Source organism: Paenibacillus sp. TAF43_2, assembly GCF_052113545.1.
Classification (GTDB): domain Bacteria; phylum Bacillota; class Bacilli; order Paenibacillales; family Paenibacillaceae; genus Pristimantibacillus.
Map to the genome: position 1 here is coordinate 1 of NZ_JBFRDK010000008.1, position 25,772 is coordinate 25,772.

At 44.2% G+C, this 25,772-nt stretch carries 24 protein-coding genes; all 24 read right to left on the reverse strand.

Annotated elements, in window-relative coordinates; genetic code table 11:
* A partial coding sequence (locus tag AB4Z17_RS03195; RefSeq protein ID WP_441958188.1) for an alpha/beta fold hydrolase occupies window positions 1-594 on the reverse strand: 594 nt, incomplete at its 3' end.
* A 235-nt stretch (window positions 595-829) separates the two neighbouring features.
* Complete coding sequence (locus AB4Z17_RS03200; protein WP_441911406.1) at window positions 830-2,197, reverse strand: sensor histidine kinase; 1,368 nt, start codon at window positions 2,195-2,197, stop codon at window positions 830-832.
* On the reverse strand, window positions 2,194-2,868 hold the full coding sequence (locus AB4Z17_RS03205; protein ID WP_441911407.1) for a response regulator transcription factor: 675 nt from the start codon (window positions 2,866-2,868) through the stop codon (window positions 2,194-2,196). Before AB4Z17_RS03205 ends, AB4Z17_RS03200 begins: the two co-directional genes overlap by 4 nt.
* A 130-nt stretch (window positions 2,869-2,998) precedes the next feature.
* The gene (locus AB4Z17_RS03210; protein WP_441911409.1) at window positions 2,999-4,474 is read right to left on the reverse strand and encodes a protein adenylyltransferase SelO; all 1,476 of its coding nucleotides are present in this window, start codon (window positions 4,472-4,474) and stop codon (window positions 2,999-3,001) included.
* A 272-nt stretch (window positions 4,475-4,746) separates the two neighbouring features.
* Window positions 4,747-6,954 (reverse strand): S-layer homology domain-containing protein, encoded by a 2,208-nt coding sequence (locus tag AB4Z17_RS03215; RefSeq protein WP_441958097.1) that lies wholly within the window; start codon window positions 6,952-6,954, stop codon window positions 4,747-4,749.
* The gene (locus AB4Z17_RS03220; RefSeq protein ID WP_441958099.1) at window positions 6,951-7,148 is read right to left on the reverse strand and encodes a hypothetical protein; all 198 of its coding nucleotides are present in this window, start codon (window positions 7,146-7,148) and stop codon (window positions 6,951-6,953) included. Before AB4Z17_RS03220 ends, AB4Z17_RS03215 begins: the two co-directional genes overlap by 4 nt.
* Complete coding sequence (locus AB4Z17_RS03225) at window positions 7,139-7,621, reverse strand: tetratricopeptide repeat protein (protein ID WP_441958100.1); 483 nt, start codon at window positions 7,619-7,621, stop codon at window positions 7,139-7,141. Before AB4Z17_RS03225 ends, AB4Z17_RS03220 begins: the two co-directional genes overlap by 10 nt.
* A 164-nt stretch (window positions 7,622-7,785) precedes the next feature.
* Window positions 7,786-10,074 carry a 5-methyltetrahydropteroyltriglutamate--homocysteine S-methyltransferase gene (metE, locus tag AB4Z17_RS03230; protein ID WP_441958102.1) on the reverse strand — a complete coding sequence of 763 codons (2,289 nt, stop codon included), beginning with the start codon at window positions 10,072-10,074 and terminating at the stop codon, window positions 7,786-7,788.
* A 110-nt stretch (window positions 10,075-10,184) separates the two neighbouring features.
* The gene (locus tag AB4Z17_RS03235) at window positions 10,185-11,087 is read right to left on the reverse strand and encodes a LysR family transcriptional regulator (RefSeq protein WP_076267414.1); all 903 of its coding nucleotides are present in this window, start codon (window positions 11,085-11,087) and stop codon (window positions 10,185-10,187) included.
* A gap of 370 nt (window positions 11,088-11,457) precedes the next feature.
* On the reverse strand, window positions 11,458-12,459 hold the full coding sequence (locus AB4Z17_RS03240; protein ID WP_441958104.1) for a phosphotransferase: 1,002 nt from the start codon (window positions 12,457-12,459) through the stop codon (window positions 11,458-11,460).
* Window positions 12,460-12,492: 33 nt separating this feature from the next.
* Window positions 12,493-13,218 carry a class I SAM-dependent methyltransferase gene (locus AB4Z17_RS03245; protein WP_441958106.1) on the reverse strand — a complete coding sequence of 242 codons (726 nt, stop codon included), beginning with the start codon at window positions 13,216-13,218 and terminating at the stop codon, window positions 12,493-12,495.
* Between the two features lie 161 nt (window positions 13,219-13,379).
* Window positions 13,380-13,538 carry a hypothetical protein gene (locus tag AB4Z17_RS03250; protein ID WP_441958108.1) on the reverse strand — a complete coding sequence of 53 codons (159 nt, stop codon included), beginning with the start codon at window positions 13,536-13,538 and terminating at the stop codon, window positions 13,380-13,382.
* A gap of 175 nt (window positions 13,539-13,713) precedes the next feature.
* Window positions 13,714-14,193, reverse strand: coding sequence for an SRPBCC family protein (locus tag AB4Z17_RS03255; RefSeq protein WP_441958109.1), 480 nt, complete (start codon window positions 14,191-14,193; stop codon window positions 13,714-13,716).
* A 345-nt stretch (window positions 14,194-14,538) separates the two neighbouring features.
* Complete coding sequence (locus tag AB4Z17_RS03260; RefSeq protein WP_441958111.1) at window positions 14,539-14,862, reverse strand: hypothetical protein; 324 nt, start codon at window positions 14,860-14,862, stop codon at window positions 14,539-14,541.
* A gap of 63 nt (window positions 14,863-14,925) precedes the next feature.
* Complete coding sequence (locus AB4Z17_RS03265) at window positions 14,926-15,387, reverse strand: SMI1/KNR4 family protein (RefSeq protein WP_441958113.1); 462 nt, start codon at window positions 15,385-15,387, stop codon at window positions 14,926-14,928.
* Between the two features lie 154 nt (window positions 15,388-15,541).
* Window positions 15,542-16,420: a cation diffusion facilitator family transporter gene (locus AB4Z17_RS03270; protein WP_441958115.1), complete on the reverse strand. Its 879-nt coding sequence runs from the start codon at window positions 16,418-16,420 to the stop codon at window positions 15,542-15,544.
* Between the two features lie 236 nt (window positions 16,421-16,656).
* Window positions 16,657-18,150 (reverse strand): ribosomal protection-like ABC-F family protein, encoded by a 1,494-nt coding sequence (abc-f, locus tag AB4Z17_RS03275; protein ID WP_441911426.1) that lies wholly within the window; start codon window positions 18,148-18,150, stop codon window positions 16,657-16,659.
* Window positions 18,151-18,473: 323 nt separating this feature from the next.
* Window positions 18,474-18,833 carry an MmcQ/YjbR family DNA-binding protein gene (locus AB4Z17_RS03280; protein WP_441958117.1) on the reverse strand — a complete coding sequence of 120 codons (360 nt, stop codon included), beginning with the start codon at window positions 18,831-18,833 and terminating at the stop codon, window positions 18,474-18,476.
* 57 nt (window positions 18,834-18,890) lie between these two features.
* Window positions 18,891-20,015 carry an NAD(P)/FAD-dependent oxidoreductase gene (locus AB4Z17_RS03285; RefSeq protein WP_441958190.1) on the reverse strand — a complete coding sequence of 375 codons (1,125 nt, stop codon included), beginning with the start codon at window positions 20,013-20,015 and terminating at the stop codon, window positions 18,891-18,893.
* 121 nt (window positions 20,016-20,136) lie between these two features.
* Window positions 20,137-20,763 carry a hypothetical protein gene (locus tag AB4Z17_RS03290; RefSeq protein ID WP_441958119.1) on the reverse strand — a complete coding sequence of 209 codons (627 nt, stop codon included), beginning with the start codon at window positions 20,761-20,763 and terminating at the stop codon, window positions 20,137-20,139.
* Window positions 20,764-20,999: 236 nt separating this feature from the next.
* Window positions 21,000-22,391: a family 4 glycosyl hydrolase gene (locus tag AB4Z17_RS03295; RefSeq protein ID WP_441911431.1), complete on the reverse strand. Its 1,392-nt coding sequence runs from the start codon at window positions 22,389-22,391 to the stop codon at window positions 21,000-21,002.
* Window positions 22,392-22,402: 11 nt separating this feature from the next.
* Window positions 22,403-23,242 carry a carbohydrate ABC transporter permease gene (locus AB4Z17_RS03300; RefSeq protein ID WP_441958121.1) on the reverse strand — a complete coding sequence of 280 codons (840 nt, stop codon included), beginning with the start codon at window positions 23,240-23,242 and terminating at the stop codon, window positions 22,403-22,405.
* Complete coding sequence (locus tag AB4Z17_RS03305) at window positions 23,239-24,135, reverse strand: carbohydrate ABC transporter permease (protein WP_441911434.1); 897 nt, start codon at window positions 24,133-24,135, stop codon at window positions 23,239-23,241. The genes AB4Z17_RS03300 and AB4Z17_RS03305 overlap by 4 nt, the downstream gene beginning before the upstream one ends.
* A gap of 96 nt (window positions 24,136-24,231) precedes the next feature.
* Entirely contained in the window at window positions 24,232-25,554 is a 1,323-nt protein-coding gene (locus tag AB4Z17_RS03310; RefSeq protein WP_441958123.1) for an ABC transporter substrate-binding protein, read from the reverse strand.
* Window positions 25,555-25,772: the final 218 nt, after the last annotated feature.

Here is a 25,772-nt window from a genome sequence, read left to right on the forward strand (position 1 = left end):
CTTGAGCAGTTTAAAAGTTCCTAATGGTAATTTTTTATCCATACCGCCTTGCGTTGGAACACTCGTATCGATCCCAACAAATGCACTCACTTCGTTTGGATATTTGTTCACATAATCGAGGCCGTAAATGCCTGTAATGGAGTGACCCATTAGAATAAAACGGTCAATATTAAGGCTCTGCAGCGCTTCATGAATTTCACTTACAATATTATCTGTGGTTCGTTCTTTGTCGGTTCTATCACTTAATCCATAACCAAAAGGCTCAACCACGACAACTTTGTAAAATGGCGACAGCTCATCAATTAACGGCTTAAAATCAAGCACTGGTGTCGCTGTTCCTTGACCAGGCAGGAGCACGATAGTTTCTTCCCCTTGTCCCTGAATCAAAATATTCATATTTTTCCCGTCTACCTTTACAGACTGACCATAGGGTGTAATTTTACCTTCCTCTGATTTGCTGCTTATCTTATTCACGACAAATACTGTAGCTACAAAAAGGACGATTGCTATAATTATTACTGCTAGCACTTTAAGTAAAATGAACAATATTTTTTTCATTTTACTAACTGGTTTTTTGCCTGAATTCAAATCCATTTTCTTTGCCTCACGTATGTTCACTCTCATCTTCTCCTGTCATGATCTCTGTGTTGGGCACTCTTAATTGGCCGCTAAAGAAAGCTTATACGACGAAGATGTACTCCGTGTGACGTCAATATGAACTGAATATGAACAACAAAAAAAATGCTACGGCACCACATGCAAAGAGCTTGCACAGGCTGCCGCAGCATAGAGTAAACGAGCGATGCCGACTAATATCGTATAAATCGAATTACTCTGTCGGAGTAATGATTGGCAGGGTGACAATGAAGGTCGTTCCTCTACCGGGCTCACTTTCCACTCGGATGTCACCTTGATGAAGCGATACGATCTGTTTGACGATGGCAAGTCCCATACCGCTGCCTTCATATTTACGGCTGTGGGAGCGATCCGCCTTAAAAAAGCGCTCGAAGATACGCTTCTGATCCTCTGGAGCAATACCTATGCCGCTGTCGGATATTTGGACGGTCACATTTTTGATATCTTGTTGGATACTCACTTTAATAATGCCGCCATCCTGTGAAAATTTGATGCTATTGCCGATTATATTCGTCCATACCTGATTCAACAGATCATGATCAGCTGAAAAAATAACAGTAGGCAAATGGAGGTCGAATTGAATATTGCGAGTCGACCACTGCGGCTGAATCGCGACGATAATTCGTCTTATTTGTTCATCAAGTCTAAATGCGGTCAGCCGCATCTGTTGTGACTGAGATTCAAGCAAACTCAGCTTTAGCAGGCTATCACTCATCTTGGACATCCGCTTCGCTTCTGCAATAATAATATCCAGGTAGCGATTTCGATCGGTATCCGCAAGATTTGCTTGTTTGAGCGCTATAGCATAGCCGGATATCGAGGTGAGCGGAGACTGAACTTCATGCGAGACATTCGTAACGAATTCTCTGCGCATCTGCTCCAATTGCTGCAGGTCATGCATCATTTCTTCGAAGCTTCGAGCCAGCGTTCCCAGCTCGCCTGTTTGTTTAATATTCAGCTTGACGTTGAAGTCGCCAGATGCTATCCGCCTAGTCGCTCTTGTTAGCTTCTTGATTGGTCTTATTAGAAATATGGAGGCAATTAGAATAAATAAGCTTCCAGTAATCAACGCGTAAGCGACAAAAGATAATCCCCATCTGAGTATAGTAGAGGCAGATGGAGGGGAGAGTGCTTCCACAAACATCGCTTTTATTCCCATGTCTGTATTGAGCGGCAATCCTATGAAAGTAACAGTAACTCCCTTCATACGAACCTGAACTCTTTCTCCAGCCAGTACCTTCATTACTTGTTCCTTGGCTATTGCAGCAGGCTTATGCCCGTGCAGCGCTCCGAAGGACTGGAACCGATCCGTCGTTTCATAAATACGAATATGATAGGAATTGAGCTGCCTCATTCCACTTACGAGTTTGTCCGCTTCACGTGAGGGAATGGCTTCATAAATTCGGGTAATATCCTGTCCAAAATTACTCATCAAAATTTGCGAGTTTTCACTCAATTTCTCTTGAAATGCCCAAGTTGCCACAAAAAAAGCAATGATCGTGCCCCCGATCACGGAGACTAGAAATATGAGGACGACTCGTGTGTATAAAGATTTGATCATTCGTGCACCTCAAGCCGGTAGCCAAGCCCGCGCACCGTCTCGATATGAAAATCGGTTGCCGTCGCGAATCGTTCGCGCAATCGTTTAACATGTACGTCTATCGTTCGATCGTCGCCTGCATAGTCGATCCCCCAAATTTGATCGATCAACTGCTCACGCGTATAGATTTGTCCAGGTGTTCCAGCGAGCTTATAAAGGAGTTCAAACTCCTTGAGCGGCAACGCAAGTGATTCCGTTCCTCTCATCACTTTATAGGTTTTCCGGTCAAGAATGATGCTGCCAAGCCGAATCGTCTGCGTTGAGCCAATTCGGTATCTTTTCAGCAGAGCTCCAACACGAGCCGTCAGCTCCAGTGGATCAAATGGTTTCGTCAAATAATCATCCGTCCCGAGCTGGAAGCCTTTCACTTTCTCCCATGTCTCGCCTCTTGCAGTCAGCATAAGCAGCGGAAGATCAGGATTGCTTCTTCGAAGCTCCTTGCACAACGTCCAGCCATCCATAATCGGCATCATAATATCGAGTACGACAAGATCAATATGCACCTGTGCATAGACCTCTAGTGCTTCCTTGCCGTCTCCCGCTTCAGCTGTTTCGAATCCGTCATTGCGTAGAAATAAACAAACGAGTTCGCGAATGTTCGCATCATCATCAGCAACCAGTATAGTAGGCATTCGTTCCCTCTTTCCCTGTTATGCGTCCATATAATAGTAATCATTATACTATAAATCGTGTTGAATGATAAAAACAGCACAGAACAGACAAAAGCAGCTGACCATTGAGGTGAGCTGCCGTTTTTTTATATCAGGTACCGCAAAAAGTTTGGTATGGACGGGGTGATACCCCAGGGAACGTGTAATAATCAGACCGTTCGCGGGCGTGATCGTATGGGCTCGAAAGAACACTCAGAAGCTGCTCCATCACACGGTTGTCGCCTTGCTTCACTGCGGCTTCTAGCGCCTCTTCTACTCGAAGGTTGCGCGGGATTACTGCAGGGTTGCTTGCGCCCATCAACTGATAGGATGCGGCTTTGGATTCCGGCTGCCTGCCAAGTCTCGCCTGCCACAGCTCATACCATGGTGCAAATCCTTCGGTGCCAAAGAGAGCTGTATCTTCTGGTTTATCTAATGTGAACGAGCGGAATGTATTCGTGTAGTCTGCACCATGCTCCTGCATCATGCGCAGCAAATCTGTAATGAGAGCTTCGTCCTCAAGCTCTTCATTAAAAATTCCAAGCTTCGCTCTCATTCCGCTAAGCCAGCTCTGGTGATACAACTCTGCAAATCCAGATAACGCATCCTCTGCCAGTTTTATAGCTTGTTCTTCATTGTCATGCAGCAGCGGCAAAAGCGCCTCAGCAAATCTCGCGAGATTCCACGCAGCGATACGCGGTTGGTTGCCATAGGCATAACGGCCATGAACGTCAATGGAGCTGAATACCGTTTCGGGATCATAGGCATCCATGAAGGCGCAAGGCCCATAATCAATGGTCTCTCCGCTAATCGACATATTGTCTGTATTCATCACACCGTGGATAAAACCAACGAGCTGCCATTTGGCGATTAGCGCTGCCTGACGCTTAATCACTTCTTGCAGCAGGCGAAGATAGCGATTCTCAGCTTCGCCAACCTCCTGGTAATGCCTTTGCAAAGTGTAATCAGCAAGTTGTCTAAGTTCTTCAGCCGTACCCCACTGGGCAACATATTGAAAAGTGCCAACGCGCAGATGGCTGGAAGCCACGCGGGTCAGAATTGCACCCGGCAGCTCCGTCTCGCGGTATACAGGCTCGCCAGTTGTGACAACGGCGAGGCTGCGAGTGGTAGCAATACCAAGCGCGTGCATAGCCTCACTTATAATATATTCGCGAAGCATCGGTCCAAGTGACGCCCGGCCGTCGCCTCCGCGGGAGTATGGCGTTCTGCCAGAACCTTTAAACTGAATATCAAACCTCTCACCTGTAGGCGTAATTTGTTCACCCAGCAATAGGGCACGGCCATCCCCTAATCTGTTAAAATGTCCAAATTGATGCCCAGCATAAGCTTGAGCAAGCGGCAAAGCGCCTTCGGGAATCTCGTTGCCAGAAAGCATAGCAGCACCGTCCTGGCTTAGAAGAGATTGAACATTTAACCCCAGTGATTTTGCGAGCGATTCATTCATAATATTCAACTGCGGAGAGTGCACAGGCGGCGGACTCATTTTTGTGAAAAACGAGTCCGGCAGCCGTGCATAACTGTTGTCAAAGTTCCAACCTGTTTTATCTAATGCTGTTTCCTCAGTCATCGTATCTCCTATATTCTTGTGTCGTTTATCTTCGTTATTGCATGGTCATCTAATGGAAAAAAGTCATAAATGCCATTTATCACCTAGATGGTTCCCATTTTTTTTCAAGGCAATTCGTTTTGTATAGATTGATTATAACACCATTTCCTCCTTCGCTTCTCCTCTTTGAACCTGAGCAAGCGTTTGTGGGTGGTTTGACTGGTCCAATACTGGGAATAGCAGACTTCGAATAGGAAAATGAATGCATAGCCATTGAGCAGAGTGCTGCATGATCAATCTAAGTACTTCTCGGGATATAGCAGCTTCTGCAGCCTCAAAAGGATCGCCGCCGCTTGCTCTCGGACCAGCGTCTGCCGCGGATTGAACTTGCCGTCGCTGCCGACCATCACCTTATACTCGTTGACGGCTTGGATAGCGTGGAGACTCGTCGCGGATAGACCCTTAATGTCGCTGAACGCCATTCRGCCCTCACTGCCGAAGGTTGCTAAACGACCAGCATTTGCGGACATCATCGCTGCCTCTTCGCGGGTAATCGTACGCTCTGGCTCGAACCGACCGGACGTACGGTCAGTAATGCCGAGCTTTGCAGCTCTTGCGATCTCGTCGCTGTACCATTTGCCCGCTGGAACATCATTGAAGGGAGAGCTGCCAGCAGGCTGATCCGTAGCGCCGTGTACCAAGCGGAGCAGCATGGCTGCGAACTCTGCGCGAGACAACGTCTTTTTCGGAGCCAGCACATTATCCTTCACGCTTACGCCCTGGATATAACCTTCATAAAGTGCATATGCCATATTTTCTCTTGCCCAGCCAGCAACTTGATTAGCATCCTTAAAGTCAGCCAACGGAGGAGCAGAGACCGATAAATAGTAAAGATTTTTGGCCACAGCAGGCGCAGCATCCTTTCGATACGCGGTAAGAGTGACAACATGCACTCCGGATGGCATACCTGCAAAAGCCACTTTTCCTTTCGCATCGGTCACCATCGTCTTCCCACCGACTGTCACCGTTATATTCGGCGCCAGCAGTTGACCCGATTTACGATTCGCTTTCTTAACGAACAGCTCGAAAGGAGAATTTGCTGAAGGCCGTCCCTCTGCTAGTTGGCCATTTACATTTGAGCCATTAACCACGACTAAGTCGATAACCTCGGTTGTATCCGAACCATAATAAAGCAGCAATCGACTTCTATCATTAAGAACATTCCCGCTGCTAGCATTTTCCGGGAACATCCAACTGCCATATCTACTGTACTCAGCGAACTTCCATCCGTTCTTTCCGCCGTATTGCAGGGCATCGATGCCTTTAATCGAGGTGATTGCCTTCTCCCCGGAAGAAGCTGTCTTCGTCTCATAGGCAATTCCTTCTTGCTTAAGGAAAGCAAGAGCCGTATCAATCGCCTTACCGCCACTTGGAACGCGTCCTTGTGCAATCGTACCTGCAGGCCCCTCGATCTGAATAATCGCGCTGCCCGCAGCCGAATTCAAGTCATCGATCAGCCGTTCTTTGCCGTTCACATACAGCTTATAAGCGGTTAACGCCAAATAAGCGTGGAGCGTCGCCGTCATATCCAAAACGCCATCGCTGCGCTCCGAGAATCCACCTTCATCCAATCGACGAGACATCAGAAAATCGAGCGGCTGAACGCCTCCCTGCTGCGCGAACGCAGCCGCGTCCATTCGTTGCGATGACAGTGCAATGATAACCTGGGCTGTCGCCGCTGTGCTGAATTCGAAACCGCCGTCGACTGATTGCTGCATGCGCAGCCACTCCAGCGCTTTCTGCTCTGACTCCGTCAGCTCCCGATTCTGCGTTCTCGAAATGAGTGACAATCCTGTCAAAGCTACAGCCGTTGCCATAGCACTGCCTTTCCCATTAACGGACTCGGACCAGCTTCCATCTTTCAGCTGCTGATTTGTGATGATATGAGAAAACGCGTCAGGATACCAGAAAGGGTTTGAATTAGGAGAGTAGGGACTGGAACTCTTCGCCACGACATAAGCGGGTACGAGTTCATATATCCCCTTCTTCTCAAGATCAGGATTGTTCAAAACGGCTGAGAAAAAATCAAGGCCAGCGATATTGTTAATGTTGCTGCCGCCAGCAGCAGCATAAGCGATCACCGTTCTTGTCATATCTATATACGTATCAAATCTTCCGCCATTGTTTAATATGACATCTGCTTTCTCCTCCAGAAAGCCTTTTGGAACGGCTCGGCCGTTCTTTGCAAATCCGATCGCCGCCCAATCCGAGAACGGCTTCTGATCATATAGCAATTGCTCCGCTTCCTTTAATGCATCCTGCATGTCTGCTGTGAAAGCCAGCGAATGATCGACCTTGCTGCTCGCGTTAACGCTGCCGCCAGATGCCAGCTTCTCCGGCGTATTGGCTGAAGCGACGCCAACAAGCAGCTGCAACATCAGACATCCAGCCAGAAAGACGCGCCCCATTCTCATTATTAATTTCAATCCATTTTGTTTCATTCGTATTGCTCCCCCTCCTGCAAATCAACGTAAACCGTTTTAATGGTAAAATTTACACTAATTGTTAGACGATACAAAACCTTATTTGTTTCGGCTGATCCGAATAAATAAAAACGGCGATAGACTAAGGCGTCATTATGACGTCCTAGTCTGTCGCCGTATAGTTGGACAATAGCAGGCTGGATCAGTCCCATACCTGATCCAATTTGTCTGAATAAAAAAGGGCAGCTCTCTTGTACGACTGAATTCCCTCATCAGCGCTCGTTTCGGCTAATTGCTTCAATAAAATTTCCATTGCCTTGTCATAAGCCTTCAAGTTGTATTGAACCATCGCATAAAACACCTGAAACTCTCTACGTTCTGGAAACTCTTTTATTGCTGCTTCAAATATACGTTTTGATTCATCATACATGCCTAAAGTACGATATGTACTACCTAAGCCTAACAATGCCCCTTCTCTTTCTTTTCCTACTAATCCTAGTTCCAATGATTTTTCATAAAAAGGCACAGCTTCCCTTTCGAGTCCCATAGCATCATGAACCCAAGCAAGTTGATACCATATCGAAGAGTTCTGCTGCTCTTCTTTGACTAAATCTATCAGCAATGTTTTTGCTTCTTCCAGTTTCCCTGCTTCTCTTAAACTAATGGCTGTATGAAGCTTATCCATGATATTCATTCCTTTTACAATCAATTCGTTTCGTTTATCGTATCATACTTGAGAAATCAGCCTAATTCTATTTTATTTATAAAACAAAATCGGATCTGAGCCTATCAAAAAAAGCAGACTGCCATGGCAGCCTGCTCTTCTCTATTCGTTATTAAAAACCTAGCTTACACCTGCAAAGAATGTTTCGCACGGGCGATCTGTGTCGCTTCAACCATATTGCGCAAGGAATCAACTGTTTCTTCGAGTCCACGTGTTTTAAGTCCGCAGTCTGGGTTAATCCAGAACAACTTCGGATCAAGCACACGCAAAGCGCGTTCGATCATACTCGTCATTTCCTCCACTCGCGGAATACGCGGGCTGTGGATGTCGTATACGCCTAAACCTATACCCAGCTTGTAAGTATTCAGCTCAAAGCTATGAATCAATTCACCATGACTGCGTGAAGTCTCGATGGAGATAACATCTGCATCCATCGCTTCAATGGAATCAATCATGTCATGGAACTCGCAATAACACATATGCGTGTGAATTTGCGTCGTATCCTGAACCGTGCATGTAGTCACGCGGAATGCTTTGACAGCCCAAGCTAAATAGTTGGCTTGGTCTTCTTCCTTAAGCGGCAGACCTTCGCGAACCGCAGGCTCATCAACCTGAATCATCCCAATGCCCGCTTGCTCAAGCGCTTCTACCTCTTGTCTAAGTGCATAGGCAAGCTGGTAAGCAATTTGCTCACGCGTAATGTCATCACGGACGAACGACCAGTTCATGATCGTGATCGGTCCCGTAAGCATTCCTTTAACTGGACGTTCAGTCTTCGACTGAGCATACTTCGTTTCCTCGACAGTCATTGCTTCTTCAAACGCTACATCTCCAAAAATAATTGGCGGCTTCACGCAGCGGGAGCCATACGACTGTACCCATCCGAACTGAGTGAACGCAAAGCCCGCAAGCTTCTCACCGAAAAACTCAACCATATCTGTCCGTTCAAATTCGCCATGCACAAGTACATCCAGTCCGATTTCTTCCTGAAGCTTAATCCAGATATCGATTTGCTCACGGATGAAGCTAGCGTATTGTTCATTGTTCCAATCACCCTTGCGCCATTGTTGACGGGCTTTGCGCACCTCTGCGGATTGCGGGAAACTGCCAATTGTCGTCGTTGGGAAAATCGGCAATTGCCATTTTTTCTGTTGTGCAATATGACGCTCAGAAAATGGCAGATTGCGTGTTGGATTCTGCTCGCTAATAGCGGCTACGGCTTGCTGAATGTTGCTCCGATTGCGCTCGCCTGATTGCTTAAGCGCCTCTAGAGCAGCATCACATTTCTCAAGCTCGGCAGTAATGAAAGCATCTTCTGAAGTAACTGCTTTCGCAAGAAGAACAATCTCATCCAGCTTCTCATCTGCAAATGCTAGAGCACCCTTTAGTTCAGGCAATAGCTTAGTCTCATTTTGCACTGTGACTGGAACATGAAGCAGGCTGCAGGATGACTGTACAATTAGCTGTTCAGCCGTTACGACTTCAGCCAACTCTTTCAACAATGCCAATTTATCGCGAAGTGACGCTTTCCAGATGCCGCGGCCATCAATGACTCCTGCACCTAGAACCTTGTCCTGAGGGAAGCCAAATTGCTTAATGAATGACAAGTTTGCGGACAAACCGTGTACGAAGTCAAGCCCAATTCCTTTGACCGGCAACGCAACGATGTCAGTATAGTTTTCTACGGATTCGAAATACGTTTGCAGCATGATGTTTAGATTAGTTACCGATGCAGCAAGCGTGGTATAAATATTTTTTAGGCGACTGCGATCAGCATCGCTAAGTTTTGTTACAAGAATTGGTTCATCTATTTGTACCCACTGAACGCCTTCTTTTTCAAGCTCTTGCAGGATCTGCACATAAAGCGGCAGCAATCGATCCAGCCAAGCATCCGTCTCTGATTGACTATATCCTTTTGACAGCTTCAAGAAGGTTAATGGGCCGACAATAACAGGTTTACCCTCGATACCGAGCTTTTCTTTAGCTTCCAAATATGCGATAAGCGGCTTATTCTCTGTAAGTACAGGTGCTGCTCCGTCCAGTTCAGGTACGATGTAGTGATAGTTGGTGTTAAACCACTTGGTCATTTCGCTTGCCGTTGCATCCTTCGTTCCGCGGGCAATGCCATAATAAACCGACAGTGGTACTGAACCGCCTTCATATGTGAAGCGCTTCGGAATGATCCCGAACATTGTTGCTGTATCAAGAATGTGATCGTAATAGCTGAAATCATTGACCGAGATAAGGTCGATGCCTTTCTCCTGCTGCTTGCGCAAATGATTCAAACGGATTTCTTGAAGCTTGCCATGGAACTCTGATTCTTCAAGCTTGCCTGCCCAGAACGCTTCTAGCGCCTTCTTCCATTCCCGATCCGCACCAATACGTGGATATCCCAAAACACTGCTTTTCACCATCTCGTAACACTCCTATACAAATTGTTACAAGAAAGATAACACGTATTCACTGTTATAGTGTAACTGGATTAAACTATATCTAGTCATAGCCTTAAGCTATACCCGCACTTTTATTTGCCAATCGCTTGTTTGAGCGCCTCAATATAGGCCGATCCGAGCTTGGATAAGGAAGCATTTCGCTGTGAAATCCAACCTACATTAATCGTCTCCTCGCAATCGAGCGGTACTGGAATAATCTCATTTCCGTTTAAATCAGCGCTTAGGACACCCGTCGATATCGTATATCCGTTTAGTCCAATCAGGAGATTGAACAGCGTTGCCCGATCGTTTACACGGATGCTTTTTTTATGAGTCATCGTACTTAAAATTTCTTCTGAAAAATGAAAAGAATTGTATTCGCCTTGGTCAAAGGACAAATAAGGATAATTTTGAAGCTGGTCTATGGTCACGATGGATTGATTGGCTAACGGATTATTAATGCTGATGAAAATATGAGGCTTAGCTGTAAATAAGCTAATAAACTGCAAATTCGCCGTTTTGAGCAGCTTATTGATGACCTTCCCATTGAACTCGTTAAGATACAAGATTCCTATCTCGCTGCGCAGGCTTTTAACATCTTCAATAATTTCGTAGGTTTTAGTCTCACGCAATGTTAATTCATATTCTTCCTGGCCATACTCGCGAACCAAACTGACAAATGCATTCACAGCAAAAGCATAATGCTGAGTAGAAACCGAAAAATGCTGCGGCGAAGGCTTGGCATTTAGGTAACGGCTTTCCAACAATTCCGCCTGCTCAACGACCTGCCTTGCATAACTTAAAAACTCAACACCTTCCTTAGAAAGTGAAATTCCTTTATTGGATCTCTCGAAAATCTCTAGCTGCATTTCCTCTTCCAGATCCTTAATGGCATTGGAAAGACTAGGCTGAGAAATAAACAACCGCTTGGCTGCCTCATTAATGGAGCCTCGATTGGCAACCTCAATTACATATTTTAATTGTTGTAGAGTCAATGAAATACTCCCTTCTAACATCCTGCTTGTCTTTCTTACATTATACATATAAAACAAGTCAAACATTGCATCCTCTGCTGTTTAAGCATAAGAAAAAGGAACCCGAATTGCAGCGGATTCCCAAACGTTCTTTAAAGCTATCGCTGGAAGACTGACTCTACGTCCATCCTTCAGTTTTTCGCTATAGCACTGCTTTCGGTACAATCATTTAATATACCTCTACTGATGAAAGGTGCGATCGACACTAGTGCTTTTAAGCCTTCTTTCTCAAAAGCTTTTTTCGCGCATTCATCAATCGCACCTTGATTAATAAATGGGGCTAACGATACGTACTTTTTGTATATCAATCGGTGCTTGAGCCCAGAATTTCTCAAACCAGATACAATTCAAGTAGTGCTTGCAAGGCCTCACGATGCTGATTCAACCAGTTATTTCGTGTTTGAAATTGATGGAGTATATAGTTGAAGTTAGCTTCAATCGATTTTCCTGAGTAATGCTGGCCTATATAGATATGGAGAACTGCAATATGATAAATCTGCGTCAAGTGCTGCAAATGATTAATTTCTTGAATAGTTGCCTTGCGATAAACGGCATACCCCTTAATATAGGCTTCAGTCATTTCCAAAGATCCATCCGACATTTGCAAAATATGATTAAGGCTAATGGCAAATTCCATAAAACTAGCATCAATCGAAGTGAAATCAAAATCCAATACGCCACATATGTTGTTGTTTTGGGACAATAGGTTGAATATAAGCAAATCATGATGAACGAGCTGCCTTGGCAAACTTTTTAGCTGGAAGATAGACATCTCAACGGACAAAATCATATTTTTATAGAAGTTCAGGTGGGATTCAGAAATGTGAAATGGCGGATTCTCAATAAAAGAAGTTATATCATTACGCTGGGCGAGTGGATGAAGATCATAAAGATCTGGGAAAGCTTTTCCATGGTGATCCAGCAGATCTGTTTCATATTTGCTCAGTGTTGAAGAGATTTCTCCAACTACCTGACCAAACTTCAAGGCTTGTTGTGCTTCTACTATTTCTGGTACACGGCCTTCGATAAATGATACGATCGCACCTAAAGTACCGTCTGCTAATTGTATGTATTCATCCCCATTGAGAGACCGAAGAAATACAGGCACTTGAAAAGTAAGATTACTGCCACTCAAAAACGAAGTTATTTTCGATTCCATTTCCATGCTTTGTATATTTTTCGTATAGCGATCGTAGATGCGGACTACATATTTTTGATCATTGATTTTAACAATCTTCGTGAGGTTTGTTAAACCAAAAGGAACGGACTCGATTTCATAGCTGGGATCAATAAAATAGTAGTGTATTAGCTCATCGATTACTGTCTGCATCATATCCCCCTAATCCTAATTAAAGATTCTATCCTTCTATTTCCGAGCTTTCACAATGAGAAAATGAGGATTAGTCGAAAGACGATCATACCAACGCTTATACCAATCCATAGCATGTGGTTTATCTTTAAAAGCTAAATCCGGCTGCGGCTCGATGATTTGATCAATGATAAATTGGGCAGATGTGACATTCAGAATCTCTTGAAGAGGCCTCCTATAAAATGCAACCTCCACTGGGCCAGATTCTTTCTTGTTCCAGGTTTCCATAAGCAGCTCGTGAGCAAAATAATCAGGTCTTTCAAAATGTTTAAAGTCCATAAATGGATGATGTACGGAGAAAATAACTTGTCCACCCGGTTTCAATATGCGATGGAATTCTTGAAAGGTTGGCGCCCAATCATCGATATAGTGCAGGGTTAATGAGCTTACTATAAGGTTGAATGTTTCGTTTTTAAATGGGAGGGGCTCAGTTAAATCACAAGCGAATACTTCTGCCTCATGACTAACTCGCCTTTTGCATGCTTCTACCATAGCAGGACTCAAATCAATAGCCGTTACTTGAGAACCGCGCTTTAAAAATTGCTCCGTGTACCAACCTGCAGCACAGCCAGCATCAAGGACTGTAAGTGAATTCATATCATTTGGCATAAGTTTCATCATTGCTGGCCGCTCATAATAAGCGTTGTGCCCGCTCTCAGTATCCACATGCTTTTCGTAGTCTTTTGCAAGTTTGTCGTACGCTGTGACAACCTTTTCCTTCATTTTGTTCACACCCTCCTATTTCTAGCTATAACAGCAGCTTGATAATACCATAATTTTTCAGTTATGAGGTAAAAGACAGCCATCATAATGGCTGCCTCCTTTTGGATCGTATGATTATATTTTAAGAGCTGGAAAAAATGCTAGAGATATGCTCACAAATTTCATCCATAACCTATCAAAAACAAATTTGAAAAATGCCACGTAGAAATAGCTAGCGGGATAATGGATAACAGCTTAAGCCAATTCTTTTTAGCTGCAAATCCGACCACTAACATGATTACTCCTATGATTAACAATACAGTCAGTGCTAAAAATGACATATTGATGCCTCCCAGCTCGTAATCCAGCAATCCTCTGCTTCCTTACAAATCAATTCTAATAAAAACCTTTTCTTGAAACGAGTACCAACTTTTTGTAGTACCTGTTAATATATGGTTTCTATCATCTTGCTTGATTGTCAAGAGAAGCTTGCCAGTACAAAGCGTTTAAACGAGGTTAATCAAGGTCAGTGAATAGCTCTTCTGCCCTTATCTTTAATTGATTATTTCGATGCTCCAAAAAACTTTTCATGTACCTTTTTAGTATCAATCTTTCTGTGATCCACCCAATTAATCCAAACGGAGCTTCAAAAACCAATATGTCTTTCATTAATGTCATTCCATCATGTTCCTCAAATATATGCTCATGTCTTAAGCTTTTAAAAGCCCCCTTGCTCATTTCGTCTACAAAAAGATAGGGTCTTTCATATTCCGTAATTTTCGAAGTTAGTTTTTGTCTGATTAGAAAATGAGTAGCCTGAAAGGTCACGGTTTCTCCTTTATTAATCATGCCTTCAATCGTTCCTGCTATAGCCCTCTCCTTCGTATGTTTCCAGACCGTTTGAGTATGTACTTCTATATTCCTCGCTAGATCAAAACAATGATGTATTGGAGCATTTATAAGAACCTCGGTTTTAACAGTAACCAATCCCAACACCTCATTAAGCTACAAATACTCTTAAAGCCAGCATTGTACACATTTTTTAAATTAACTCTTTAGGCAGCCAATGATCAGAAGTTAATAAACACCTTCTCCAGCTGCAATTTCATTTTATCATTACTGGAAATTCGCTGCCTGCCAGCTTGATAAAATAAAGTTAATTTTTTTTGGAAGCTGTCGATATTCTAATTTCTCATTCGTTGTCTAATTAGAGGCTGAGTTCATCGGTTATCTACAATAATAATCTAAACTATGGGATGAGAGGATGTTATAAGATGGCAAAACACACAACTTATATTATGGGGGACTGCACATCTGCACTTCTTCCACCATAGTTATCCGTTAGTTGAATATATTTGAGGGAATCTCGCCATCGGAAAAGTAACGGATTACTTTATTTTTTTCTTTAGCATATTGAATCTCTTTTTTTGTACTGTTGCCTATATATCCATCCACATCAATTACGAATATTTCATCAGAAATATCTATTTTTCTAAAATGCAGATGCCCTAGTAACTCTGCTTGTTCTTCTGTAATTTTAAAACCATCGCTTTGTTCAAAAAAAGCAACGCTAATAACAATATTGCCTTGAAGTGTAAGAAACGCGTTTGCTTTTTCAAATTGATCTTTGAATTTTGTAGAACCGCATAAAGTTATTACTGCCATGTTCAATTCCTTTCTGATGATGATCTTATTATAGGGCATCCATTGATAGCTTCAATTCCGTTTTCATTCATCCAACACGCTGGATATTTTGAATTTGACATGTGAGTGCTGTTCAATTTGCGTTTGCAAAAAATCTTCAAATGATTCAGAGAGCATAACAATCCCCTTATCACTTCCTTCATACCACTCCAGGACAGGTGAATTGTCATTTCCATTTAACTCAAAAAATCGAATTTCATATCCTTGATGCATCGAGAATATAAATGCGTTCTCTAAAAGTATTATCGGATAATTATTCTCTCTTACTAATTCTCTAGCTTCAATCTGTAAATCCCTCAGCTGCGAGAATCCACTATCGCTTCCTTGAAACAATTTCCCATGATTATGACCAGCTGCCAATAAGAATTCTTGATAAGCAAATGGTAATTTATTGCCAACCTCACTTTCCAATAAGCTAAGTTCTGCTTCTGTACATCCTTCAAAAGGTATATTCGTTTGCAATTTGTTATCATGCAACAGCTTCAATATTTGATGTCTATTCAGAACAAAATCTCCTATTCTCTATTGAGTTTTCGTTAAACATAGATTATCTGCATCCATCCCTTAATGAAAATGCATAGTGATACGGTCAGCTGTTACCGTTATTTCAGTAACAGACATCTGAACTTACTCTTTGTACTTAACTACTCGCCAAAAAAGGCTCTATGTGAATGTGTACGTAGGAAATGCTGTGCAATTCAGCAATACGTCTCTCAATTTGTTCTGAAATGTCATGGCTTTCGCCTACATTTAGCTGATGGTCTACGGCAATCGTTACGTCTACCAGTTTGTTATTCCCGTGAATACGAGCTTTTATATCAATTATTTTCTCTACACCTGGGGTATCGGAAACGGTTTGTTTAATGGTTTGAAGTTCTTCATTATCAAAACCGTCAGTAAGCGTATGCGAACAATCACGAAAAATATCCCATGCTGTTTTACAAATAATGATGCCTACAATTAGAGCTGTGACTGGGTCAAGCCATGGCAAGCCAAATTGTGAACCGATGATGCCAACAAAAGCTCCCATGCTTACAAGAGCATCCGAACGATTATCTTGTGCGGCCGCCATCATTGCGTGACTGTTTATTTTTTTTGCTAAACGAATGTTGTAAAGATAAACGAAATAAATGGCTATGGCACAAAATAGGGCAGTCCAAGCTGCAATAATATCAGGTGATTCAATTGTTGGAGCTCTGAACTTCATAACCGTCTGATACAATACTTGTATACCAACAGCGAACATTATAAAAGAAGCGATTAGGGCAGCTACCGTTTCAGCTCTGTAATGACCATACCGATGGTTTTTGTCCGGTGGTTTCCGTGATATTTTAAGCCCGATCAACACAGCTATAGAAGCAATAATATCGGTTGAGTTGTTCAGACCATCAGCTGATAAGGCTTCGGAGCCAGTGAGGTAACCTATAACTAACTTTATTGCGGACAAGAAAATATAAGCGCGAATGCTCAGCCATGCACCTTTTTCGCCTTGTTTGATATCATCATACGTATCTTGCACTTATTTCACTCCCAGTCGGTTTTGCAGAACAAAACCTATGTTACTTGATAGAATGCGTGTGGGTCTAGAGAAACAGTTTTGTTTTTGGCATCAAAAATAAGCTCAGACAAACAGTGTTGCACAGCCCCAATTTTTAATATCGAATCATGCAACTGGAAAATAATAAAATTGGACTTTGATTACACACAAAAAAACAGCAGCCCTATGGCTGCTGTTTCGTTTAAACGATACGATTTTTAGTCAAAGTTTCCTGTCAGTTCAATCGTTTTTGTGGCGACACGGTCGTGAAATTCACGATCATGTTCCACGAACACAATGGTCGGTGCGTACTCATGCAGCAGCTCCTCAATCTGCATCCGGGAAATGACGTCAACAAAGTTCAGCGGTTCGTCCCAAATATGCAGATGAGCCTCTTCACATAGACTTCTCGCGATCAGAACCTTTTTCTTCTGTCCGCCGCTAAACGCCGACATATCCTTCTCAAACTGGATACGGGAGAAATCAAGCTTTCGCAGCACGCTCTTAAATAAACTTTCGTCGATTCCGTGCTCTGCTGCATATTCCGAAAGTGACCCTTGCAGATGAGAAGTATTCTGGGATACATAGGAAACGCGCAGCTGAGGATCAACCCGAAACGTGCCCGTATAGTGAAGCGCCTCGCCGTTTAGCAGGTGGAGCACGCTAGACTTACCCGAGCCGTTTGGACCCGAAATGGCGATCCGATCCCCTTGTTCGATCGTCAAGCTAACGTTCTCGCAAACTGATTTTTCCCCGTAATAAATAGAGACGTGATCCAGCACAGCCAGTTCGGATTTGGAATACGCGAGTTGAGAGATCGCAAGGCTTTCTGACTGTTCAATATTTCGAAGCAGTTTCGATTTCTCTTCTACAGCGGCGTTTTGCCGCTGCTCAATGGATTTCGCGCGTTTCATCATTTTAGCAGCTTTGTGCCCGACATATCCTTTATCCAGCTTGGAACCGGAGTTTCGTGTGCCGTTTTTCGATTTTTCAATCTCGTGGGACCAGCCGCTCGTGCGTTTGACAGAGCTGGATAAGCGCTCGATATCTTTATATAGCTTTTCGTTTTGTGCCAATTCGAACGTGTCCTGGCGAGTTTTGTTCGTCCACCAGCTGGAGAAGTTGCCTTTTTGAATGTCTATATTTGTTTTGTTGATCGATAAAATATGATCGACACAGCGGTCGAGAAATGAGCGGTCATGTGACACAAGAATAAAACCGCGCTTCGTGTTTAAATAATCACCGACGAGTTTACGTGCATGCAAGTCGAGATGATTGGTTGGCTCGTCGATGAGCAGAAAGCGATTGTCCTGGATGAACAGCACGGCAAGCAGTACCTTCGTTTGCTCGCCTTGGGACAGCGTTTCGAATGGCCGGTACAACACATCTTCCGAAACCTTAAGCAGATTCAGTTCACGCATCAGCTTCCAGCGCTCATAGTCTGGCACGATTTCTTCGATGACGTCGACGGTCAAATATTCCGGATGCTCGACGGGAAACGGAAAATAATCAAAGGCAACGGGTGCGGAGATCTTGCCGCTGTATTCGTATTTCCCTTGCAGCAGGTTAAAGAACGTCGTTTTGCCCCGACCGTTTCGCCCTGTAAACCCGAGCTTCCAGTCTGTATCGATTTGAAAATGAACCTTTTCGAATATGAGGTCATAGCTGCCTGGATAGGCAAAAGTGAGATTAGATACTTGAATCGCGGGCATGGCGATCATCCTTTCGTAYGGAAATAAAAAAGAGACGCARGAAAGGTGCTTTCTTGCGTCTCTAATCCATACGAGGAAATACAGCCCCATTTTATGGGACTGGATGACTAGCCGGATAGGGAGCGCAAACGAAATGCAGACCTTTCTTGCAGAGACGAAATAAACCAACCACAGCGGATCGCTGAGTTCGTTCTATTCGTGATCTCACAGCAAGAAAGTTCTACATTGTATTCGTTCAACTCCCGTCATCAAAATTAGGTACAGTTTATCATAATCTTAATTTAACTACAACCTGCGAAGTCCCGTCATACGCTCTGAGCCATTTAGTTCTTTTCGTTAATAGATTCTCGAAGGCTCTTAGAAAGACTTTTGACAACCAGCTCGTAAGAATGATCAATCATTTCAAAAACATCCGACTCTGGCAAAGTACCGTCGATCGTAACTGTATTCCAATGTTTTTTATTCATATGGTATCCTGGTCGAACAGCCTCATGCTGTTCTCTTAAGTTTTCCGCAATTATCGGATCACATTTCAGGTTTAAGCGAAGATGCTCCCCTTTGTCCTCAAAAATAAACGCGAATATTTTACCTGCAACTTTGATGACCAACGGTTCGAATCCGAAGGGAYAATCCTTAGACGCTCCGTTCTTCGTTAAACAGTATTCGATGATATTATTCTTCAAAACAGCAGCTCTCCTTCTACGATATTAAAATGACTCATTATGAATTTATCCTACAGCTCAGTTAATGGCTTTACAAATTTCATGATCGGTTAAATCGATATCGACTTCCATTCCTAGTGCTAGCTTAGCCAACTGGTCTCCGATATAAGGCCCCATCGTCAAGCCGGAAGCCCCAAGACCGTTTACCGCAAGCAGTCCCTCCCAATCTGGAATGGCGCCTATAACCGGAAGAAAATCGGCAGTAAAAGGGCGAAAGCCTACTCTTACTTCCTGAAATGTACTATCTGCCAGATCAGGTGCAAATGGAAGACATTTGCTTAAAATTTCATGCATACCACCGGGTGTGATCCTCGTATCATAACCTTCAATATCATTTTCATGAGTTGCTCCTATGACGATTTTTTGCTGATCAAAGGCGAGTAAATATTGATCGGAAGGCGGCATAACAACCGGCCAGCTGCCAGTATTCTGTTTGGCATCTGGAAGCTGCAAATGCATAATTTGCGCTTTCTGATAACCCACTTTAAAATCAATGCCCAGCGGTTGCAGCAGCTGCCCAGCCCAAGCCCCTGCACAGACGATCACGATGTCAGCCGGATAACTAATTGCCTGGGCCGTTACACCCGTTATTCGCGTGGATTGATATTCAAGCCTAGCATCCCCATAGATAAGCTCAGCCCCATTCCTCTGTGCAGATCGTAGCAAAGCATCACGCAGCGCACGGCCGTCCACACGAGCAGCTCCGCTAATATGAACGGAAGAATATCCTTCGACGAGCAGAGGGAAGAGCTCTCGGGTCCGATGTTCATCAAGCTGCGTAATCTCACCGATTTCTGGAGCTTCTTCTAAACGCTTGTAAGCTCTCTCTTCCATCTTCTCGATTTTCTCCGAATCCATATGTATACTGAGGGCGCCGACCTTGGCATATCCGGTTTCGGTTTCCCCTTCACTTTCCAGCTCTTCAATTAATACAGGGTAATAACTCGCTCCAGCCTTAGCAAGGCGATACCACGCCTTATTGCGCCGCTGCGACAGCCAAGGACAAATAATGCCAGCTGCTGCATCCGTAGCCTGTCCTTCATCTTTCCTATCGATAATGAGGACATCTGCACCTTGCTTAGCCAAATGGTATGCGGTTGATGCTCCAGCAATTCCTGCACCAATGACAATGATCTTCATGATGATTTCACTTCTTTCTATAATCGCTCTTCTCATTATAACGAGATCCCTCTCAAATAGAAAAAGCCGCGTATGACGCGGCACTTTAAATTTCTCATGAAGTGCAATGGTCTATTATCTAATTTTAATCATCTGATATATCCGCTAACGATATAGGTATTTCAACATAATCAGGTCCTACAATCTTTACACCATCTTTTTCATCTGAGCCCACCGCAACCGAAATACTGAATTGATCTGACTCTTGTATTGCCTTTTTATCAGAAACTAAGTCAACCACAACCGTTCCTGTACCGCCTCCTGTTGATTTATAGGCGTCTCGTCCTCTTCCAACTTCAATTATTGCTCTCCATTTATTTTCTGTATCCGCGGTAGTCAATGTCGTTATATAGTCCGCAGGTATGGATTTTGTTTCTTTTTCAGGAAAACTGCTTGTAATGTTTGAAATATACCATTTATCAGGAATATTGAAAGCAACACCCCCCCAGTCTTTAGGGTCGATTGAAATCGAAGCAACAATCTGTATATGTTCCGGAATTCCTTTGTCTCCCTTGATAAATAATGTTCCTTTTGCTGATGTATTCAAATCTGTAGAATCAGAACTCACGCTAAAACTTCTAGTTTGAACTATCTTTTCGTTAACTGCTGTTTTGTGAATAAATTTCTCTTGTCTTGATGACAGCATTAAAATTAATATGGTCACACTAATTATTAATACAGCAAGCAAAATGTATCTCGCTTTTATAGTCATATCTGCCCTCCTTAGCAGTCCACATCGTTACTCCCAAATGATATTGTATAAATATCTTAACATATATTGGTTTTTCATCCTTATTGAATTAATCTTTCAGTTAGACACACACTTACCACTAAAATAAAAACAAACATAAGAAAAGACCGCCATCAGCGGTCTTGAACTTACAGCGACAGCACAAACAAAAAAAGCAATTCCCTCTCAAAAAGGAATTGCTTTACCTGTTGTTTTTGCTACAGGTCCCAGCCAGGCAGCATCGACTTCGTGTTCTGAAGCATTTTCTCAAACAATGCTGTGCCAGCTTGATTAGGCAGACTGACAAGCGGATCGTTCATGAAAGCCTGAAACGCCAAGGCTTTGTCTTTGTTCAGGGCAGCTTTAAGTGTCATTTCCTGATTCATTACATGCGGCAGCACCAGCTGCTCTACCTCAGGAATAAGCCTGCCAGCAACAATCGGGCTTACGCGGTTATAACCGAATACAGCGTTCGTCTCCACTACGGCACCCGCCGGCAAACCTTCGATCTGTCCGCGATTCGGCATATTTACGTTCGTAATCAGCTCGCCCATTCCGAGTAATGCTTTTATCATCTCGATGCCTTCCTCCCCAGTAGGCTTCACCTCGAAAGCTTCCTCTCCAGTTGCTAGCCGCTGGCCCTTGGCATAAAGTTCTGCCTGGTTTTTCTTTCGCCAATCCACCTTCGTTAGGCTGAATTTCCAGCTTTGCACCGTCTCAGGGTTCTTTAAATAAAGCTCGCCCGGCATAAACTCCGCCAAATGCCTATCGCCAGCCGCAGCAATGATGCCGTACTTGCGGAATAAATCAAATTTGACCCGCTGCGCAGAAGCAAAATGATCGTTGAGCCAGTGGCCTTTTTTCTTGCCTTCATACCCTTCCGCATAATGCTCTTCCACGAATTCCTTGTAAAGCGGGAATAAATCGATGCCTTGGTAAGAGGCTCTGTCCAGCCATGTAAAATGATTGATGCCCAGTACATTAACCTTGATGTCACGCCGGTCAACCGAAGGGACACCCAGCTTTTTCTCTACCATGGAAGCGAGCAAATGCTGCGTGCCAAACACCTCGTGGCAGCATCCGATGGCCTTCACCTCCGGAAACACCTCGTAAAGCGTTCTCGTGCACAGCGTCATTGGGTTGGTATAGTTAATGACCCACGCAGCTGGCGCATATTGTTTGATCGCATTCGCAATCTCGACATATAGCGGGATGGTACGGAGCGCACGGACAAGTCCGCCTGGCCCTACTGTATCACCCACCGACTGGTAAATCCCGTATTCTTCCGGTAAATGGACATCCGATTCCATCTCGGCAAAGGTTCCTGGCAAGATGGAAATGATGATAAAATCTGCACCTTGCAACGCGTCTTGCAATGCAGGCACTGCCTCATAGCTCCACTTACCCTTTGTGTCAGCCGCCTGCGACAGCCTGTTGCCGATGATCGCATTTTGCGCGGCTGATTCATAATGAATATCATACAGCTTAACAGTGCCGGCAAGCTCGCTTTCTGCTGCAAGGTCGCTCATCAATCCCCAAGCCCAGCCGCGGGAGCCGCCTCCGATATAAGCAATTTGAACGTTCTCCTTGCGTTTCTCATCCGGTTTCATATCGTTTCTCCTTATCCTTTTAATCCTGTAGTGGAGATGCCTTCAACAAAATATTTCTGCGCCAAAAAGAATAACAAAATGCAAGGAACGACGCTCACAACCGACATCGCAAGCACCTGATTCCACGAAACGGCCGAGGAGGCATCCAGCGACAAGCGCAGGCCAAGCGAGACCGTGAATTTTTTTACGCTGCTTATATAAATGATTGAGTTAAAGAAGTCATTCCAGGTCCAAATGAACTGAAAGATGCCCACGGAGAAAAGAGCCGGCTTGCACAAGGGCAGCAGTACCCGAATGAGAATCATAAACGAATTGCAGCCGTCAATTGTAGCCGATTCATCCAGTTCTCTTGGCAATCCCTGAAAAAACTGAATAAGCATATAGATGAAAAAAGCTGAGGTTGCGAAAGCCGATGGTACGATAAACGGCAAATAAGTGTCCAGCCAGCCGAGATTATTGAACAGGATATAACGCGGAATCATAACGGTAGCATCCGGCAGCATCAACGTCGCCATCATAATGGAGAACAGAAACGTTCGAAGCGGAAACACAAACCGGGAAAAGCCATAAGCAACGATAACACTCGAGATGATTGTAAGAACGACCGTAGGCAGCACCATTTTAAGCGTATTAACAAAAAAATGCTGAAAGCCGTATTGGCCAGTTCCTGCCCAGCCCAAGGAATAGGAATCCCAAACGTAGGTATCCGCAAACAGCTTGCTGGAGCCGAAAATATCTTGATTCGTCTTAAACGATGAAACAAACAGCCATATTAACGGATAAATCATGACAAAGCCTAACAATGTCAACAGCACATAAGACAACCACTTATTCGAGCTGGTATGCGTCATTTGGTTTTGCCTCCGTCTTCATAGTAGACCCAGCGGTTAGAGGTTTTGAAAATAATGCCCGTTACGACCATAATGATCGCGAACAAGACCCATGACAGCGCTGAAGCGTACCCCATTTTAAAGAAGGTGAAGGCTTCCTCATACAGCTTCAAAGCATAGAGATAAGTAGACTTCATCGGTCCGCCGCTCGTAATAACGAAGGCGCCGGTAAATTCTTGGAACGCGTTGACCATCTGCATGACCAGATTGAACAGGACAATTGGCGTCAGCAGCGGCACGGTAATTTTAAAGAACATGCGGGTCTTGGAGGCACCGTCGATGGAACCAGCTTCGTACAGGTCACTGGGAATTTGCTGAATACCTGCTAGAAATAAAACCATTGAAGACCCAAATTGCCAAACCGATAATAAACCGAGTGTATAAAGCGCGATATCGGGGTTGCCCAGCCAATCGATTGAAGGAATGCCGACATTAGCCAGCAAGCTGTTGACGACGCCGTCCTTCATGAACAGGAACCGCCAAAGCACCGATATCGCCACGCTTCCGCCAAGAATCGAAGGCAAATAATAGATGGTTCGAAACAAATTAATGGCACGCAGCTTGGCGCTAAGCACGATAGCAACGAATAAGGCAAAGGCGAGCTTCACCGGCACGGCAAGAATTACATAAATCGACGTTACTTTTAGCGCTTGGGTAAAGCCGGGATCATTCATGAAAATTTGTTTATAATTATCCAAACCAATGAATTTGGGGGCATTCACCATGTTGTAATCCGTCAAGGAATAATAAAATGACGCGATGAAGGGATACAACTGAAAAATGAGCAGCCCCAGAATCCATGGAAGAACATATAGAAGTCCGATATATCGAAAGCTGCGCTTCTTCCTGGTCACTGGCTCACACTCCTATTCTCTATCGGAAATGAGGGGAGAGCACGCCAGTCAATCGCTAAGCTTTCACTGGCGCGCACCCCGTTCTTTAAAATCCGTTTATCTTCCTTGCAGCTCTTTCAGTTTTTTCTCCAGGCTGCTAACGAGCTCTTGCGCGGCTTTGTCTGGCGTCAGCTTACCATAAGCCACTTTCTCGATAACATCCTGCAGCAGAGCGGATACCTCCGAGTTAGTGGAGATTGCATTATCTACAATGCCTGCGTTTTTCAGACCCATTTCGACTGCTTTCGTAATCGCTTCGTCTATTTTCCCTGCCTCTACAGCAGCGGTTTGTGCGGAAGAGGATGCTGGAATGGAGCGGACATCGCCTAAGATAACTGCTGCTTCTGCGTCATTCATCAGCCAGTTCAGAAATTTCACGGACTCTTCCGGGTGCTTCGACTTGCTGCTTACGGCAATCAGCTGCGAGGGCCTTACCAATACGGCTGAGTTTTTCGCATTTTTATCGATGGCAGGCAAGGCAGTCACGACTTCCACACCTTCAGGCAGCACCGAGCGAAGCGACAAGAGCGTACTGCTCATAGCCGAGATGATCGGAATATCTTGATTGATCCATTTCGGATTCTGTTCGGTTTTGCCGAAAAATAAATCGGATTCTCCGAGCGGCTGGTATACGCCAGCTTTCATGGCCTTGTCGATCCATTCCAAGGCACCCGCGGCTTCCTCTTTCGTAAAGCCAAGCGAATAATCTTCATTGATCCACTGAGTTCCGGTGCGCTGCTTAAGCATGTTCGTGAAATCCTGCATCAGCATGCCGTGGTCAGCAAGAAGCAAATACTTGGTATTGTCTTTATCATGAAGTTTCTTGCCTTCCTCGTAGAGGGTATCCCAGTCCCACTGAATATCGGTCGGTACGCCGAGCTTATCGGCTGCCGTCTTATTAATAACGAGCGCATAAGCATTTACGCCGGAAGGGAGCGCTACCATTTTGTCGTTATAAACGCTGAAATTGTTCAGGAAGTCTTGATCAAAGCCCTCCAACGACAGTCCTTCCTGCTTGCTAAGATCGAGGAAAAAGTCATTTTTCGTCAGTTCCTTCATCCATGGAACGTCAAGCTGAATAATATCGGCGGACGTAGCGCTGGCCAGCTGTGTTTTGACCTTTTGCTCATAGCCGTCAAAGCCCTGGTATTCCGCTTCGATCGTCACGTTCGGCGCAATCTTCTTGTACGCTTCTATAGCAGCAAGCGTAGCTTCATGGCGGCCGTCGCCACCCCACCAGCTAAAGCGCAGGGTAACCTTCTTATCCGAGCCGCTGCCTTGATTTTCTTTGTCCGGTTTCCCGGAGGAACAACCTGAAATGATGATTGCAAATACGACTATCAAAGCAATGAAACCGTTTAATCCTTTCAATCGGTGCATATGAACCTCTCCCTTTTGTTTTCTTGGAAACGCTTTCTAAAGTATAGGATTGATTGATTATTTACATAAGGCATCTAATCTTAGATTTAAGTATCATTATTTGAGCAATCCCATTCCGTAGTATCATTTTATCGGTTAACGTATCATTTTTATCTTAGATGCCGCATGGCTCCTCTATGAACACATTAGCCTGATCCTGCTGTGCTATAATCTCATTA